At 44.8% G+C, this 16,527-nt stretch carries 9 protein-coding genes, 14 tRNA genes and 3 rRNA genes; 24 read left to right on the forward strand and 2 right to left on the reverse strand.

Annotated features, from left to right (window positions below; all coding sequences use genetic code 11):
* Positions 1–558 (forward strand): cob(I)yrinic acid a,c-diamide adenosyltransferase, encoded by a 558-nt coding sequence (locus tag CZ434_RS17780; RefSeq protein ID WP_077624368.1) that lies wholly within the window; start codon positions 1–3, stop codon positions 556–558.
* Positions 559–760: 202 nt separating this feature from the next.
* The gene (gene perR / locus CZ434_RS17785) at positions 761–1,204 is read left to right on the forward strand and encodes a peroxide-responsive transcriptional repressor PerR (RefSeq protein ID WP_077625245.1); all 444 of its coding nucleotides are present in this window, start codon (positions 761–763) and stop codon (positions 1,202–1,204) included.
* A gap of 113 nt (positions 1,205–1,317) precedes the next feature.
* Here perR and CZ434_RS17790 read toward each other — a convergent pair whose 3' ends face one another.
* A complete protein-coding gene (locus CZ434_RS17790) occupies positions 1,318–1,704 on the reverse strand; it encodes a YgzB family protein (RefSeq protein WP_077624369.1) in 387 nt (128 codons plus the stop codon).
* A 127-nt stretch (positions 1,705–1,831) separates the two neighbouring features.
* Between CZ434_RS17790 and CZ434_RS17795 the strand changes: the two genes are divergently transcribed.
* The 20 genes from CZ434_RS17795 to CZ434_RS17890 all read left to right on the forward strand — a co-directional run bounded on the left by CZ434_RS17795 (position 1,832) and on the right by CZ434_RS17890 (position 11,969).
* Positions 1,832–2,704: a nucleotidyltransferase-like protein gene (locus tag CZ434_RS17795; protein ID WP_077624370.1), complete on the forward strand. Its 873-nt coding sequence runs from the start codon at positions 1,832–1,834 to the stop codon at positions 2,702–2,704.
* A 391-nt stretch (positions 2,705–3,095) separates the two neighbouring features.
* Positions 3,096–4,662 (forward strand): 16S ribosomal RNA (locus tag CZ434_RS17800).
* Positions 4,663–5,059: 397 nt separating this feature from the next.
* Positions 5,060–7,978: ribosomal RNA gene (locus CZ434_RS17805) — 23S ribosomal RNA — on the forward strand.
* Positions 7,979–8,260: 282 nt separating this feature from the next.
* Positions 8,261–8,376, forward strand: a 5S ribosomal RNA gene (rrf, locus tag CZ434_RS17810).
* Together the 16S, 23S and 5S rRNA genes with 14 tRNA genes alongside form the textbook arrangement of a ribosomal RNA operon.
* 8 nt (positions 8,377–8,384) lie before the next feature.
* A tRNA-Asn gene (locus CZ434_RS17815) sits at positions 8,385–8,459 on the forward strand.
* 1 nt (position 8,460) lies between these two features.
* A tRNA-Ser gene (locus CZ434_RS17820) sits at positions 8,461–8,552 on the forward strand.
* Positions 8,553–8,567: 15 nt separating this feature from the next.
* A tRNA-Glu gene (locus CZ434_RS17825) sits at positions 8,568–8,642 on the forward strand.
* Positions 8,643–8,646: 4 nt separating this feature from the next.
* Positions 8,647–8,722, forward strand: a tRNA-Val gene (locus CZ434_RS17830).
* 44 nt (positions 8,723–8,766) lie between these two features.
* Positions 8,767–8,843 (forward strand) — tRNA-Met (locus CZ434_RS17835).
* A 4-nt stretch (positions 8,844–8,847) separates the two neighbouring features.
* A tRNA-Asp gene (locus tag CZ434_RS17840) sits at positions 8,848–8,924 on the forward strand.
* 46 nt (positions 8,925–8,970) lie between these two features.
* A tRNA-Phe gene (locus tag CZ434_RS17845) sits at positions 8,971–9,046 on the forward strand.
* A gap of 17 nt (positions 9,047–9,063) precedes the next feature.
* Positions 9,064–9,149, forward strand: a tRNA-Tyr gene (locus CZ434_RS17850).
* A gap of 27 nt (positions 9,150–9,176) precedes the next feature.
* Positions 9,177–9,250: transfer RNA gene (locus CZ434_RS17855), tRNA-Trp, on the forward strand.
* Between the two features lie 14 nt (positions 9,251–9,264).
* Positions 9,265–9,340, forward strand: a tRNA-His gene (locus CZ434_RS17860).
* 31 nt (positions 9,341–9,371) lie between these two features.
* Positions 9,372–9,446 (forward strand) — tRNA-Gln (locus tag CZ434_RS17865).
* Positions 9,447–9,452: 6 nt separating this feature from the next.
* Positions 9,453–9,527 (forward strand) — tRNA-Gly (locus tag CZ434_RS17870).
* 6 nt (positions 9,528–9,533) lie between these two features.
* Positions 9,534–9,607, forward strand: a tRNA-Cys gene (locus CZ434_RS17875).
* 12 nt (positions 9,608–9,619) lie between these two features.
* Positions 9,620–9,701, forward strand: a tRNA-Leu gene (locus CZ434_RS17880).
* 198 nt (positions 9,702–9,899) lie between these two features.
* Positions 9,900–10,820 carry a LysR family transcriptional regulator gene (locus CZ434_RS17885; protein ID WP_077624371.1) on the forward strand — a complete coding sequence of 307 codons (921 nt, stop codon included), beginning with the start codon at positions 9,900–9,902 and terminating at the stop codon, positions 10,818–10,820.
* A gap of 96 nt (positions 10,821–10,916) precedes the next feature.
* Positions 10,917–11,969: a homocysteine S-methyltransferase family protein gene (locus CZ434_RS17890; protein WP_077624372.1), complete on the forward strand. Its 1,053-nt coding sequence runs from the start codon at positions 10,917–10,919 to the stop codon at positions 11,967–11,969.
* Positions 11,970–12,243: 274 nt separating this feature from the next.
* On the opposite strand, the gene CZ434_RS17895 is transcribed toward CZ434_RS17890, so the two are convergent.
* Complete coding sequence (locus CZ434_RS17895) at positions 12,244–12,774, reverse strand: hypothetical protein (RefSeq protein ID WP_077624373.1); 531 nt, start codon at positions 12,772–12,774, stop codon at positions 12,244–12,246.
* A gap of 283 nt (positions 12,775–13,057) precedes the next feature.
* Between CZ434_RS17895 and CZ434_RS17900 the strand changes: the two genes are divergently transcribed.
* Positions 13,058–14,164 carry a M24 family metallopeptidase gene (locus CZ434_RS17900; protein ID WP_245831018.1) on the forward strand — a complete coding sequence of 369 codons (1,107 nt, stop codon included), beginning with the start codon at positions 13,058–13,060 and terminating at the stop codon, positions 14,162–14,164.
* 32 nt (positions 14,165–14,196) lie between these two features.
* Positions 14,197–16,509 carry a glycoside hydrolase family 127 protein gene (locus CZ434_RS17905; protein ID WP_077624374.1) on the forward strand — a complete coding sequence of 771 codons (2,313 nt, stop codon included), beginning with the start codon at positions 14,197–14,199 and terminating at the stop codon, positions 16,507–16,509.
* Positions 16,510–16,527 lie beyond the last annotated feature (18 nt).

The raw sequence follows: 16,527 nt of genomic DNA on the forward strand, positions 1-16,527 counted from the left end.
TTGCGTATATATACTAGATCTGGAGATAAGGGGCAGACATCTTTGATTTATGGGAAACGGGTACCGAAAAACGATGTACGGGTGGAGGCATATGGAACATGTGATGAAGCCAATTCTGCCATTGGTCTTGCTATGAGCCACCTAACAGATGATTTGTGGGACGGTCAGGAACAGTTTCAAGGATTCATGCACCGGGTGCAGACGATTTTGTTCCATGTCGGGGCTGAACTGGCTACACCGAAAGACAAGGAAGTGACTTGGAAGCTGAAGGACGCCCATATTAAAGAGCTTGAAGCACAAATTGATCAATGGGATGGAGAACTGCCGGCACTGAAAAACTTCATCTTGCCATCCGGCCACCCTGTAGCCGCCGGTTTGCATACAGCGCGGACCGTGGTAAGAAGGGCAGAACGGCTGGCAGTTGCTTTAGAAGATGAACTCCAAAATGACTTGGTCGTATCCTATTTAAACCGTTTGTCCGACTTCTTGTTTGTTGCTGCAAGGTATGCAAATATGAAGGCGGGTGGACAAGAAATCCCGTTAAAAGCGGACGTGTAGTATAATTCAGCTGACTCGCTAATATACTTTTATTGACAGAATCCACAAAGAACGGTTACACTAATTATAAGAATTATAAACTAATAATATTGATAGAAAACAACATAGCCCGCTTCCTGGAATGAAATATCTTATAAAAGCAGTTGTTAATGGTTTATATAAGTACATGAAAGAGGAATAATAAGTAATGAAAGCGAGGTGCATGACGGTGTCTGAAGCACAACTTAAAGAAGCTGTCGGTAAACTGAAAGATTCCGGTGTCAGAATTACTCCACAGCGTCATGCGGTACTTGAATATCTTTTGAATGCAGAGATCCATCCTACCGCTGATGATATATACAAAGCACTTGAAGGGAAATTCCCTAATATGAGTGTAGCTACCGTCTACAATAATTTGAGAGTATTCCGTGAAATTGGCCTTGTAAGGGAGCTGACTTATGGCGACTCATCGAGCCGGTTTGATTGCAATACTTCCAAACATTATCATATTATATGCGATTCTTGTGGGAAGATCGTCGACTTCCATTACCCAAGCCTGGACGAAGTAGAATCTCTTGCTGAAAAAGTCACCGGGTTCGATGTCAGTCACCATCGTATGGAGATTTATGGAACCTGCACGGAATGCAAAAAAGTTCCCCAGCATTAATAACCTTTGAATCCCTATGAGCCTTGTTGCTAAGGAAGCAGCAAGGCTCTTTTTCTGTGTAAGTTTATGGACAAAAAAAGAGCCCGCCTTCCATTCGGGCGGACGATGGTCGTTTATTTGGAATTGTCTGCTTCTTGCTTTAAAGATTTCCGATATTCTTTGGAGTTGTATTTTTCATCAAATTCTTTGCCTTCCAGATTTTTGTCCATGGTAAGCGGCTGCTTGCAATGCATGCATGCGTCCACGCGTCCCAGAATCTTTGTAGGCTTGTTGCAGGAAGGACAAGTGATTTGCATTGCCCTAGTCGATAACATCCCGATCCAGAAATAGACGCCTGTGCTCAGAACGATACATAAAAGTCCCAAAATGAAGAACAATGCCATAAGCCAGCCGATATTTTTCAACAAGATACCTATATACATTACGCCAAATCCGATAAACACCAGACTCAAGGCAAAGGTACGGATTTTATTAATTTTGCTCGTGTAATTTAAAGCCAATTCTTTCCCTCCTTAACACTTACAAGTGGTAGTATAGCATAATTTGTTTAAAAACTTCTCCGTTGAAAAAGGAATTTGCATGATTTTATCGAATTAATTTTTTATCTGATTATTGGAGGAAACAAAAATGGAAGATTTATTAAGACCGATCTATCAAGAGAGAGCCAGTTCACCAAATACATTAGGCATATTGATCATAGAGAAGAATAAACCGATTAGTCCGGTAACAGACAACTTTGATGTCATCCTTTTAGTAGTAGTTCGTGATTTGGCAGAAGATTGGTTTGTAAAGCACTATGAGTTCGAAAATAAAACAGCGGCAATGCATGTAGTCGATGAGAAATTATTATATTATTGGATTGATACAAGCACATATCGGAGGGCTGTTGAATGGATTATTAATGGGCAGATTGTCTTCGATCGTAATGAATATATATCCAACTTAAAGGAACAGCTGGATATTTTCCCGCAAGAAAAGCGGAAGCTGAAGATGGCGATGGAGTTTGCGAAACTGACCAGAAGTTATATGGAAGCGAAAGACTTGTTTCAAACAGAACAATATCTCGATTCCTACAGCAGAGTGATTCGGTCGCTTCATTATCTGGCGAGGCTTGCAATCATTGAAAGAGGGTACCATCCGGAAGTGATAGTATGGAATCATGTGAAACGTATCGATCCGGAGGTTTATAAGTTATATGAAGAATTAACAAAGAGTAACGAGGGGATAGATAAACGTGTGGAGTTGATGCTGCTTGCTGTCGACTTTGCCATAAGTACCCGTGCAAGGACATGCGCGGAACACTTGCTTGAGTTAATGAATAGAAAAGAGGAAGCCTGGACATTCGGGGAATTGAAATTGGAACCGGAGATAGAAGCGTATTCCCTTGATCTAAGTTCATTGGTCGAGTATCTGACAGAGAAAAATATCATTGAAGCAATCAGAGTCGATACGAAAGGAAACAAAATATACCATCGTCAGTATAAGGCCAAACTAGTATAGGGTGTGGATGTGAGGCAGTGGAGGGTTCTATAACCAGCCTTTTGGATGTTATTCATCAAGGTGAAATATTTCTTGAAAAAGTTATTGACTCTCCCTTGCTAGCGTGATATATTTATATCTGTCGCCGAAACGACAGAGCGATTAACTAAGAAAATAACGAAATAAAGTTATTGACACTATCACTGAATAGATGTTATATTAGTTAAGTCGCCGCAAATGAGGCAGACAAAACAAATAAAAAAGTTGTTGACAAAGAAACGAACGGCATGTTAAGATAATAAAGTCGCTGTCAAAACGACAACAACGAAATTTGATCTTTGAAAACTGAACAAAACAATCATTATGTCAAGCAAGAAATGCTAGTCAAGTTTTCGAGCAAGCAAGCTCACATTTTATGGAGAGTTTGATCTTGGCTCAGGACGAACGCTGGCGGCGTGCCTAATACATGCAAGTCGAGCGCGGGAAGCAAGCAATCACCCTTCGGGGTGTGCGCTTGTGGAACGAGCGGCGGACGGGTGAGTAACACGTGGGCAACCTGCCTGTAAGACTGGGATAACCCCGGGAAACCGGGGCTAATACCGGATAACACTTTTCTCTGCATGGAGAAGAGTTGAAAGGCGGCCTTTTGGCTGTCACTTACAGATGGGCCCGCGGCGCATTAGCTAGTTGGTGGGGTAACGGCCTACCAAGGCGACGATGCGTAGCCGACCTGAGAGGGTGATCGGCCACACTGGGACTGAGACACGGCCCAGACTCCTACGGGAGGCAGCAGTAGGGAATCTTCCGCAATGGACGAAAGTCTGACGGAGCAACGCCGCGTGAACGATGAAGGTCTTCGGATCGTAAAGTTCTGTTGTTAGGGAAGAACAAGTACCGTTCAAATAGGGCGGTACCTTGACGGTACCTAACGAGGAAGCCCCGGCTAACTACGTGCCAGCAGCCGCGGTAATACGTAGGGGGCAAGCGTTGTCCGGAATTATTGGGCGTAAAGCGCGCGCAGGCGGTTCCTTAAGTCTGATGTGAAAGCCCACGGCTTAACCGTGGAGGGTCATTGGAAACTGGGGAACTTGAGTACAGAAGAGGAGAGCGGAATTCCACGTGTAGCGGTGAAATGCGTAGATATGTGGAGGAACACCAGTGGCGAAGGCGGCTCTCTGGTCTGTAACTGACGCTGAGGCGCGAAAGCGTGGGGAGCGAACAGGATTAGATACCCTGGTAGTCCACGCCGTAAACGATGAGTGCTAGGTGTTAGGGGGTTTCCGCCCCTTAGTGCTGAAGTTAACGCATTAAGCACTCCGCCTGGGGAGTACGGCCGCAAGGCTGAAACTCAAAAGAATTGACGGGGGCCCGCACAAGCGGTGGAGCATGTGGTTTAATTCGAAGCAACGCGAAGAACCTTACCAGGTCTTGACATCCTCTGCCACTCTTGGAGACAAGAGGTTCCCTTCGGGGACAGAGTGACAGGTGGTGCATGGTTGTCGTCAGCTCGTGTCGTGAGATGTTGGGTTAAGTCCCGCAACGAGCGCAACCCTTGACCTTAGTTGCCAGCATTCAGTTGGGCACTCTAGGGTGACTGCCGGTGACAAACCGGAGGAAGGTGGGGATGACGTCAAATCATCATGCCCCTTATGACCTGGGCTACACACGTGCTACAATGGATGGTACAAAGGGAAGCGAAGCCGCGAGGTGTAGCAAATCCCATAAAACCATTCTCAGTTCGGATTGCAGGCTGCAACTCGCCTGCATGAAGCCGGAATCGCTAGTAATCGCGGATCAGCATGCCGCGGTGAATACGTTCCCGGGCCTTGTACACACCGCCCGTCACACCACGAGAGTTGGCAACACCCGAAGTCGGTGAGGTAACCTTTTGGAGCCAGCCGCCGAAGGTGGGGCCAATGATTGGGGTGAAGTCGTAACAAGGTAGCCGTATCGGAAGGTGCGGCTGGATCACCTCCTTTCTAAGGATAATTGCTCTTCGGAGCAAAAACGAATGGCATAATCGATTGTTTGGTTCAGTTTTGAGGGATTAAATCCTTCATTTTTGTACCTTGAAAACTAGATAAGAGTAAAATCAGGAAGTGAAAGCGACTGATCAATAGCGTACGGATAGATCAGCCAGCATGGCGTGCCTGATCTTGGCACAGAATGATGGATGAACTATACGCTAGCTATTAGGAACTGTAACTAGACTAATACAAGACATCAAACAAACGTCTTTTCATGTTTAATACTAAAAGTGAAAGCGACCGTTTAACAGCGTACGAATAGATAAGATCGCGAGAAGTTCTTTGTTTTTGAAGAACTGGCAGCGATATTAACTATTACGCTAGCTGTTGGGAGCTGTAACTGGATAATAGTTAAGTGAAGAAGGGCGCACGGTGGATGCCTTGGCACTAGGAGCCGAAGAAGGACGGGACAAACACCGATATGTCCCGGGGAGCCGTACGTAGGCGTTGATCCGGGAATTTCCGAATGGGGGAACCCACTGTTCGTAATGGAGCAGTACGGTTATCTGAATTCATAGGATAACCGAGGCAGACCCGGGGAACTGAAACATCTCAGTACCCGGAGGAAGAGAAAGCAAATGCGATTTCCCAAGTAGCGGCGAGCGAAACGGAAACAGCCCAAACCAGAAAGCTTGCTTTCTGGGGTTGTAGGACACTCCATCGGAGTTACCAAGAAATGGTTTAAACGAATCGATCTGGAACGATCAGCCGAAGAAGGTAAGAGCCCTGTAGTTGAAAAGCCGTTTCCTCCGGAGTGGATCCTGAGTACGGCGGAACACGAGGAATTCCGTCGGAATCCGGGAGGACCATCTCCCAAGGCTAAATACTCCCTAGTGACCGATAGTGAACCAGTACCGTGAGGGAAAGGTGAAAAGCACCCCGGGAGGGGAGTGAAATAGAACCTGAAACCGTGTGCCTACAAGTAGTCGAAGCCCGTTAATGGGTAACGGCGTGCCTTTTGTAGAATGAACCGGCGAGTTACGATCACCTGCAAGGTTAAGTCGCATAGACGGAGCCGCAGCGAAAGCGAGTCTGAACAGGGCGCCTGTAGTAGTTGGTCGTAGACCCGAAACCGTGTGATCTACCCATGTCCAGGGTGAAGGTCAGGTAACACTGACTGGAGGCCCGAACCCACGCGTGTTGAAAAACGCGGGGATGAGGTGTGGGTAGGGGTGAAATGCCAATCGAACACGGAGATAGCTGGTTCTCTCCGAAATAGCTTTAGGGCTAGCCTCAAGAGTTGAGTACTGGAGGTAGAGCACTGATTGGACTAGGGGCCCTCATCGGGTTACCGAATTCAGTCAAACTCCGAATGCCAGCTACTCGATCTTGGGAGTCAGACTATGGGTGATAAGGTTCATAGTCGAAAGGGAAACAGCCCAGACCGCCAGCTAAGGTCCCAAAGTATACGTTAAGTGGAAAAGGATGTGGAGTTGCTTAGACAACCAGGATGTTGGCTTAGAAGCAGCCATCATTTAAAGAGTGCGTAATAGCTCACTGGTCGAGTGACTCTGCGCCGAAAATATACCGGGGCTAAACGTATCACCGAAGCTGCGGATTGTTCTTGCGAACAATGGTAGGAGAGCGTTCTAAGTGCAGCGAAGTCAGACCGTGAGGACTGGTGGAGCGCTTAGAAGTGAGAATGCCGGTATGAGTAGCGAAAAAAGAGTGAGAATCTCTTTCACCGAAAGCCTAAGGTTTCCTGAGGAAGGCTCGTCCGCTCAGGGTTAGTCGGGACCTAAGCCGAGGCCGAAAGGCGTAGGCGATGGACAACAGGTGGATATTCCTGTACCACCTCCTTTCCGTTTGAACGACGGGGGGACGCAGGAGGATAAGGAGAGCGCACGATTGGAAATGTGCGTCCAAGCAGTAAGAGAGTTGGAATAGGCAAATCCGTCCAACAATCTCAAGCTGTGACGGGGAGGGAACATAAGTACCGAAGCTCCGGATTTCATACTGCCAAGAAAAGCCTCTAGTGAGGAAAGAGGTGCCCGTACCGCAAACCGACACAGGTAGGCGAGGAGAGAATCCTAAGGTGAGCGGGAGAACTCTCGTTAAGGAACTCGGCAAAATGACCCCGTAACTTCGGGAGAAGGGGTGCTTCTTTTGCGAGAAGCCGCAGTGAAAAGGCCCAAGCGACTGTTTAGCAAAAACACAGGTCTCTGCGAAGCCGTAAGGCGAAGTATAGGGGCTGACACCTGCCCGGTGCTGGAAGGTTAAGGGGACGCGTTAGCCGCAAGGCGAAGCGTTGAACCGAAGCCCCAGTAAACGGCGGCCGTAACTATAACGGTCCTAAGGTAGCGAAATTCCTTGTCGGGTAAGTTCCGACCCGCACGAAAGGTGCAACGACTTGGGCACTGTCTCAACGAGAGACCCGGTGAAATTATACTATGCGTGAAGATGCGCATTACCCGCGACAGGACGGAAAGACCCCGTGGAGCTTTACTGTAGCCTGATATTGCATGTTGGTACAGCTTGTACAGGATAGGTGGGAGCCTTAGAAGCCGGAGCGCTAGCTTCGGTGGAGGCGTCGGTGGGATACCACCCTGGCTGTACGGACATTCTAACCCAGGACCGTGATCCGGTCCGGAGACAGTGTCAGGTGGGCAGTTTGACTGGGGCGGTCGCCTCCTAAAGAGTAACGGAGGCGCCCAAAGGTTCCCTCAGAATGGTTGGAAATCATTCGCAGAGTGTAAAGGCAGAAGGGAGCTTGACTGCGAGACCTACAAGTCGAGCAGGGACGAAAGTCGGGCTTAGTGATCCGGCGGTGCCGTATGGAAGGGCCGTCGCTCAACGGATAAAAGCTACCCCGGGGATAACAGGCTTATCTCCCCCAAGAGTCCACATCGACGGGGAGGTTTGGCACCTCGATGTCGGCTCATCGCATCCTGGGGCTGTAGTCGGTCCCAAGGGTTGGGCTGTTCGCCCATTAAAGCGGTACGCGAGCTGGGTTCAGAACGTCGTGAGACAGTTCGGTCCCTATCCGTCGTGGGCGTTGGAAGTTTGAGAGGAGCTGTCCTTAGTACGAGAGGACCGGGATGGACACACCGCTGGTGTACCAGTTGTTCCGCCAGGAGCATAGCTGGGTAGCTACGTGTGGAAGGGATAAGTGCTGAAAGCATCTAAGCATGAAGCCCCCCTCTAGATGAGACTTCCCATCATTTTAAATGAGTAAGATCCCTCAGAGACGATGAGGTTGATAGGTCCGAGGTGGAAGCGTGGTGACACGTGCAGCTGACGGATACTAATCGATCGAGGACTTAACTATAAAAATAGAAAGCGTAGACGACCGTTTAGGTCCGACTGGATAAGTAAGACCGCGTAAAGGCTGGGTTCTTCAGCCTTGGAGAGGTATTGCTTATAACAGCGAGGACCTGGGAGTCGGAGCTGGACTGCACAAACATGAATAGACCTTCAGATGCCTTGAAACTCTTATTTAGTTTTGAAAGTATAAAAAATTACTTTTTACCCCTTGATTTTTTGTGAAAAACAGATATAATATTTGTTGTCACTGAAAATTAAGCAAATCACTTGGATGTGCACAAAAGGGTCTGGTAACAATAGCGGAAAGGTCACACCTGTTCCCATGCCGAACACAGCAGTTAAGCTTTCCAGCGCCCATGGTAGTTGGGGCATTGCCCCTGCGAGAGTAGGACGTTGCCAGGCATATCCATTCCACCGTAGCTCAGTGGTAGAGCAATCGGCTGTTAACCGATCGGTCGTAGGTTCGAATCCTACCGGTGGAGCCACGGAGAGCTGTCCGAGTGGCCGAAGGAGCACGATTGGAAATCGTGTAGACCGCTACCGCGGTCTCGAGGGTTCGAATCCCTCGCTCTCCGCCATCTTTTAAAAAATATGGCCCGTTGGTCAAGCGGTTAAGACACCGCCCTTTCACGGCGGTAACACGGGTTCGAATCCCGTACGGGTCACCATTATGGAGGATTAGCTCAGCTGGGAGAGCACCTGCCTTACAAGCAGGGGGTCGCAGGTTCGAGCCCTGCATCCTCCACCATGATTTCTTTAAATGAAATATAGTAAGTTTGAAACTTACACTATCGCGGGGTGGAGCAGTCTGGTAGCTCGTCGGGCTCATAACCCGAAGGTCACAGGTTCAAATCCTGTCCCCGCAACCAAAATGGTCCGGTAGTTCAGTTGGTTAGAATGCCTGCCTGTCACGCAGGAGGTCGCGGGTTCGAGTCCCGTCCGGACCGCCACTATATTACATAGGTGGCAATGATGATGATTATATCATAATCCAAAGGCTCGGTAGCTCAGTCGGTAGAGCAACGGACTGAAAATCCGTGTGTCGGCGGTTCGATTCCGTCCCGAGCCACCATTTTTTCATTTAAATATGGAGGGATAGCGAAGTTGGCCAAACGCGGCGGACTGTAAATCCGCTCCCATCGGGTTCGTAGGTTCGAGTCCTACTCCCTCCACCATTTATATGTTATAATAACATTAAAAGTAGGGGTATAGTTTAACGGTAGAACAGAGGTCTCCAAAACCTCCGGTGTGGGTTCGATTCCTACTACCCCTGCCATATTAACTATCATGGCGGCCGTGGCGAAGGGGTTAACGCACCGGATTGTGGCTCCGGCACTCATGGGTTCGATTCCCATCGGTCGCCCCATTAACTCAAAATAAAAATTATAGTGCATAGTTGGGCTATAGCCAAGCGGTAAGGCATCGGGTTTTGATCCCGTGATTCGCTGGTTCGAATCCAGCTAGCCCAGCCATAAAATGCGGAAGTAGTTCAGTGGTAGAACACCACCTTGCCAAGGTGGGGGTCGCGGGTTCGAATCCCGTCTTCCGCTCCATTTTAAGGCGGCATAGCCAAGTGGTAAGGCAGAGGTCTGCAAAACCTTTATCACCGGTTCAAATCCGGTTGCCGCCTCCACAATCAGATCATGCCGGTGTGGCGGAATTGGCAGACGCGCACGACTCAAAATCGTGTTCCTTCGGGAGTGTCGGTTCGACCCCGACCACCGGTATCAACAAAAGCTGAAAAGCCAAAAAAAAAGCCAATGCTTTCATAAAGCATTGGCTTTTTTTTGTATGTACTTTACTCTTTTAGGCCGTTCCAATTTGATCAACTGCCCGCAGATAATCCTCAGTCCTGGTCAAAATCCCTCACGAGCCATCTATGCTACAATAAAACTATGCAAAATGGTTGTGAGGAGGAAGAGTAGTTGACATTGCAACAATTAAAATATGTAATCGAAGTGGCTAAGAACCGATCGATTAGTAAAGCAGCACAGCGATTGTTTATTAGCCAACCGAGTCTATCCAATGCAGTCAAAGACTTGGAGAATGAACTGGGGATTACGATTTTTTCACGGACGAATAAGGGAATCGTCATTACTCCGGAGGGTTCAGAGTTTTTAGGCTACGCAAGGCAGGTGATTGAACAAACAGACTTGCTTGAAAATCGCTATTCTGATACGACTCAATCCCCACAGCAGCACTTCTCTGTGTCGGCACACCATTATGCTTTTGCCGTCAGTGCATTCGTGAAATTGTTGAGAGACTATAATCGTGATGAATATGAATTTACTTTGCGGGAAACAAGGACATATGAAATTATTGATGATGTGAAAAACCTTCGGAGTGAAATTGGCATTTTATACGTGAATGATTTCAATCAAAAAGTAATTAGTAAGTTTTTAAGAGAAGGAAATTTGACGTTTCACAAACTATTTGAAGCAAAACCGCATGTATTCATTAGCACGAACAATCCACTTGTGACTCAGGAGTATGTAACCTTAGACGATTTGGATCCTTATCCGTATCTGTCTTTTGAACAAGGGGACTACAATTCTTTTTATTTTTCTGAGGAGATACTCAGCACGATTTCTAGACCCAAGAATATTCGCGTCAGTGACCGAGCTACTTTGTTCAACTTACTGATAGGGTTGAATGGATACACGATTTCTACAGGGGTGATTAGTTATGATATTAACGATAATGATATTGTAGCGGTCCCGCTGCAGGTAGACGAGCGAATTACGGTTGGCTATATTACACATAAGAATGTCACAAACAGCCCGCTGGCAACGATTTATATTAACCACTTAAAAGAAACGATTGCACATGAATTAACCTTGCTATAGTTTAAAGCTATGGCTAAGGATAGACTTTAAGTGTTATGCAATATATTAGCCTAATGCTACACTAACTTTAAATCAAAAGAGAGAGGGTTAGATGTAGTGGGGAAAAGAAGTTTAGAACAAAGATTAAAAGAAGGTACTGTCATTGTAGGAGAAGGATATTTGTTTGAAATGGAACGCAGAGGATATTTACAGGCAGGATCTTTTGTACCAGAAGTAGCTTTGGAACACCCAGAGGTTTTAAAACAAACCTATAGGGATTACATGAACGCTGGTTCGGATGTTGTTTTGGCTTTCACCTATAATGCCCATCGTGAAAAAATGAGAATTATAGGTAAAGAACATTTACTTGAGCCATTAAACCGGAGTGCGATCCGTTTGGCGCAGGAAGTTGCAAAGGAACATCCTAACGAGGAAGCATTAGTTGCAGGAAACATTTCGAATACGAATATTTTTGACCCGGAAGATTCAGAATCTTCCGAAAGGGTGAGGGGTATTTTTGCGGAAATGATAACGTGGTGTAAAGAAGAAGGGGTAGACTTTATAAATGGAGAGACCTTTTATTACCACGAAGAGGCCGTTATAGCGTTAGAAGAAATTAAAAAACAAGGATTGCCTGCAGTTATAACATTAGGGCTGATGGGCGAAAATATCTTACGCGACGGTTATACGGTAGAAGAATCCTGTAAGATCTTGTCAGAAAAAGGTGCATTAGTTGTTGGAATGAACTGTTTCCGAGGACCAGATACGATGCAGCCATACCTAAAAAGAATTAGAGAAGCTGTAGAAGGTTTTGTCGGTGGATTACCAATTCCATATCGAACTACTGAAGAACACCCAACATTCTTCAACTTACCTGATGGAGGATGCAGTTGTACATTACCGACTGAAACAACTTTCCCTACATCGTTAGATCCACTTTACCATAATCGGTATGAATTAGCGGATTGGGCAAAAGAAGCACAAAATATCGGTGTTAACTATATTGGTCTTTGTTGTGGAGCATCACCTGCCATGATTAGAGCAGTAGCAGAGGCAACAGGAGCGAAAACAATCAACTCTAAATATTCACCTGATATGGAGAAACACTTCTTATTTGGGAAAGATAAAACGTTAAAGAATCATAATCTAAATTACCGTACAAAAGCCTAGGCATTCAAAGGGAATCTAATGATGGAACCGAACCTATTGACTCTATTAATTTATGGAAGCAAGATATCATGCTTTGCAATTACTAAAGTACTTATATTGATTGTGTAAAACGAGTTAGGGTCTACCGGTATAGAATAAAGTGCATGAGGACGGTACTTAGATATAACTATGTATCGTCCTTTTTGCGTTAAGTGGTCGTTTTCCTGAACGACTTAGAGGAGGCGGGGGCTTTTGTCAGTAGTTTAACTGTTCCCCTAATAGAATGGCTCATTTGCTATCTCGCGTCCTTTAATTTGGCGAATATCCCTGTAACAGTCTTTTGGTCATACTGATAATCATAAGTGATATTATAAATAAGATTGAAACCTTCCCATGCTGCCCAAAACTTCATTTTGTTAAGGGTATTCCATTTACCCCCGGAAAAATTATACGTTTCTATCTTTGGATCAACCTTATCATCCAATTTGAAATTACCATTATAATTGGCTGGAAAAGTCTTCACTTGGTTCATTGAGGAATAGGCATCCAGATATTTTCTGTTTGCTTTAGACAGCCTTGCTTTATAGCAATCCGAACATAAATGCACAATGTTCGTATCCCCATCGCGATCGGCCTGATCTTTAAGGATTAAATGATATATTACCCAATTTGTATTAACATACTTAAAATCTATGTCTTCTTTCATGTCATTCACGGAAATCATTTCCTGGACGGGAAACTTTGAATGGCAAGCCTTACATTTGCTGCTTCCATTTCTAGAAAGCATACCTAAACCTTTTATTAATAAATATCCCAAATCATCCATGAACCATACAACCTTTCATAAAGCCTTGTTATGTACAAAGGGTTTTGCTTTTCTTCTATATATTATATCGGATACTTCGGAAAATTGTTTACAAATTCATATCTATAAAACAAGTTGTGTGTTGCCTTCAAGCCATGCCTGGTAGATTGTAAGACTTGTTTAGGGTAGTGCATCCGGTCATGACCCTTCTATTGCCTTTTCAGGAATTCTATGAGGTTACTTTGGCACATTTCTTGCATTCCATTATTAGCGAGCAAGTGATTGAATGAAAGGAATGATACGAGTGGAAGATCAACTTTTCAGGCAAAGGATAACGAGTTTAAAACAGCAGATGAATGAACGTCAAATCGATGTGGTGATGATGACTTCTCCGGTGAATATCTATTATTTTACCGGTTTCTATTCTGATCCGCATGAGCGTTTTATGGCACTGGTCATCGATTTTAACACTGACGAAGATATGTTGTTTGTGCCACTTCTTGATTTAGAAGCCGCAAAGGCGGAGTCTTATGTGCAAAATGTTATAACGGTTTCTGATACAGAGGATCCTTTTCAAATTTTCTTCGATAATGTAAGTAAGGAAATTAACCGTTTCGGGGTAGAGAAAAAGCAACTTTCTTTATTTCAATATGAACAAATACGTCAACGATTTTCTGAAGCGGTGTGGATTGATATGGAGGGATTAATAGAATCGTTTCGGCTTCATAAAAGCCCGAACGAAATAAAGAAAATATCGAAAGCGATTAAAATGATTGAAGAAGTAATGGAAACTGGCAGAAAACAAATAAAAGTTGGCATGACAGAAACAGATTTGGTTGCTGAACTTGAATATCAAATGAGGAAGGTAGGATCTGATGGACCGTCGTTTAGTCCAATTGTTCTAACGGGGAAAAAATCAGCACTTCCACACGGTCATCCAGGAAATGCCGCAATTGCACCTAATGATTTTGTTCTAATCGATATGGGTGTAAAGACGGAAGGGTACTGCTCGGATATCACCAGAACCTTCTTAGTGGGTGAGGGATCAAAGGAACAAGAAAAATTATACCATATCGTTTTGGAATCTACCCAGAAAGCGATTGATGCAGTGAACACTGGTAGTACCCTAGGATCAGTCGATGATGCTGCAAGAAGCTGGATCACACAAGCAGGCTATGGTGACTATTTTAATAATAGGGTCGGTCATGGGTTGGGTCTTGAAGTGCATGAAGCACCATCTGTTCATGGATTAAATCAGGAGTTGATTGCTCCTGGTATGGTTTTTACAATCGAGCCTGGCATTTATATCCCTGCACTTGGTGGTGTGCGAATAGAAGATAATGTGTATGTAAACGAAAGTGGAGAAGTCGAAGTGTTAACTTCTTATCCTAAACAATTGATCAGGGTATAGAGGAAAACTATATAAGAGGAGGCTTCGTGCAAATGAAAGTAGAAACGAAAGGCAAGAAAGAAGTTGAGTCCTTTGAATTGAAGGACATCCGGATAACTGGGGGTCCCTTTAAATGGGCGATGGATTTAAACGCAGATTATCTTCTTCAATTAGAACCCGACCGTTTTTTAGCCAGGTTCAGAGAATATGCAGGTCTCGAAAGGAAAGCTCCAAGTTATGAAGGCTGGGAATCTTTAAGTATTTCTGGACACACGCTGGGGCATTATCTTTCTGCCTGTTCGATGATGTATGCCTCTTTAGGAGAAGATAAACGTTTTAAAGAGCGTGTGGTTTATATTGTTGACGAGTTAAGGGTTTGTCAGGAAGCTCACGGTGATGGTTATGTGTCGGGAATTCCGCAGGCAAAAGAAATTTTTCAAGAAGTGGCTGGTGGGAATATTCGTTCACAAGGCTTTGACTTAAATGGCTTGTGGGCCCCTTTATATACAATCCATAAGCTATTTGCGGGGCTGAGAGATGCTTTTCGAATAGTTGGTGTCAAGAAGGCCTTAACCATAGAAATGGAACTTGCAGATTGGCTGGGCGGAATTTTTTCCGAACTTGATGAAGTGCAGATGGAAGAAGTAATGGCTTGCGAATATGGCGGTCTTAATGAAGTATTAGCTGATCTTTATGCTGATACCGGCGCAGAGGCTTATTTGAAGCTGGCGGAGAAATTTTGGCATAAGCAAATACTAGACCCTCTTTCCAAACAAAAGGATCGCCTAGGGGGGAATCATGCCAACACACAAATTCCAAAAATTCTCGGGCTGGCGAAACAATATGAAATAACTAATAATGAGAAATACAAATCGACGTCCGAATTCTTTTGGAATCGCGTTGTCAACCATCATTCGTATGTTATCGGAGGCCATAGCTTTGAAGAATACTTCGGCACCCCTGATCACCTGAGTGATCGGTTAGGGCCGAATACGACCGAGACATGTAATACATACAATATGTTGAAACTAACGAAGCATTTGTTTGAATGGAACGCTTCAGCGGAGGCTGCTGATTATTATGAGCGGGCTTTATTCAATCATATCCTTTCTTCTCAAGACCCAGTGGGTGATGGAGTAACGTATTGTTTATCGCTGGATATGGGTGGATATAAAGATTACAACGATAAATTCCATGACTTTACTTGTTGCGTGGGGACAGGAATGGAGAATCACGCCAGCCATGGAAACAGCATTTATTTTTTTGATCATGAAAACTTATATATTAATCAATATATAGCTTCAAGACTCCATTGGAAGGATAAAGGCGTAACGATCATACAAGAAACTAACTATCCAGAAGATGATCAAATCAATATACGAGTTTCTTCAGTAGAAGAAGTACGATTTACATTAAACATCAGATATCCTTATTGGGCGGAAGAAGGAATAGAAATAAACATAAACGGGGAAGTCCATCACGTTGATGAAGAACCCGGATCGTTTATAAAGATAGACAGGTCATGGAAAGACAGCGATTGCATTGATATAAAAATACCCATGACTCTGCGCTTAGAGCCGATGCCGGATAAGGAGAATAGAGTGGCAATTATGTACGGTCCATTAGTGCTTGCTGGTGAGTTAGGACCACTAAATGATCCAGAAGCATCGGACTCCTTGTACAGTCCGGTCATGATTCCAAAGAATAAGCGATTATCTGAATGGATTAAGAAAGAAGACGGGAAACAAACTGTTTTTCGAACGGTTGAGGCAGGCCACCCGCGGGATATTATTCTTTATCCTTTCTATAAAATGCACGACAAGATGTATTCCGTTTACTGGGACCTTTTCACTGAAGAGGAGTGGGAACGATTAAAACAAGATTATGTAACCTCACGTAAATATGTAAGTCTGATAGAGAAAGCTACCATTGATTATGTTCAGCCCGGTGAAATGCAGCCTGAGAGAGATCATCAATTTGATGGTGAGAAGGCTCGTGTCGAGTCCCTGCAAATGAGAAAATGCCGGACTGCCTATGATGGTTGGTTTTCTTTTGAGTTAGAAGTAGATGATGCGAGGGAGATGATGTTGCTCCTCACCTATGCGAAAGAATTACAAAGGAAAGAAAAAGAATACGATATATTCATAGATAATAAAAAACTGACCAACTTTGAAAAGGGATTTGACGAGACGGCGCGTTTCCAAACAGTCTCCTGTCATTTAGCTGATCATATCCAACGTGGTCAAAATAAGATAACTATTAAGTTCCAGGCACACCCGAAAGGAAGAGTGAGAAGAGTCTTCGGTATCAGGACGGTGAGTAAATTAGAATACAACGAACTAGCAACGCTGATCGAAGGTGGTTGAAGACAGCATACAAAAAAG

The organism is Sediminibacillus massiliensis (genome assembly GCF_900156915.1).
In the GTDB taxonomy this organism is placed as follows: Bacteria; Bacillota; Bacilli; order Bacillales; family Amphibacillaceae; genus Sediminibacillus_A; species Sediminibacillus_A massiliensis.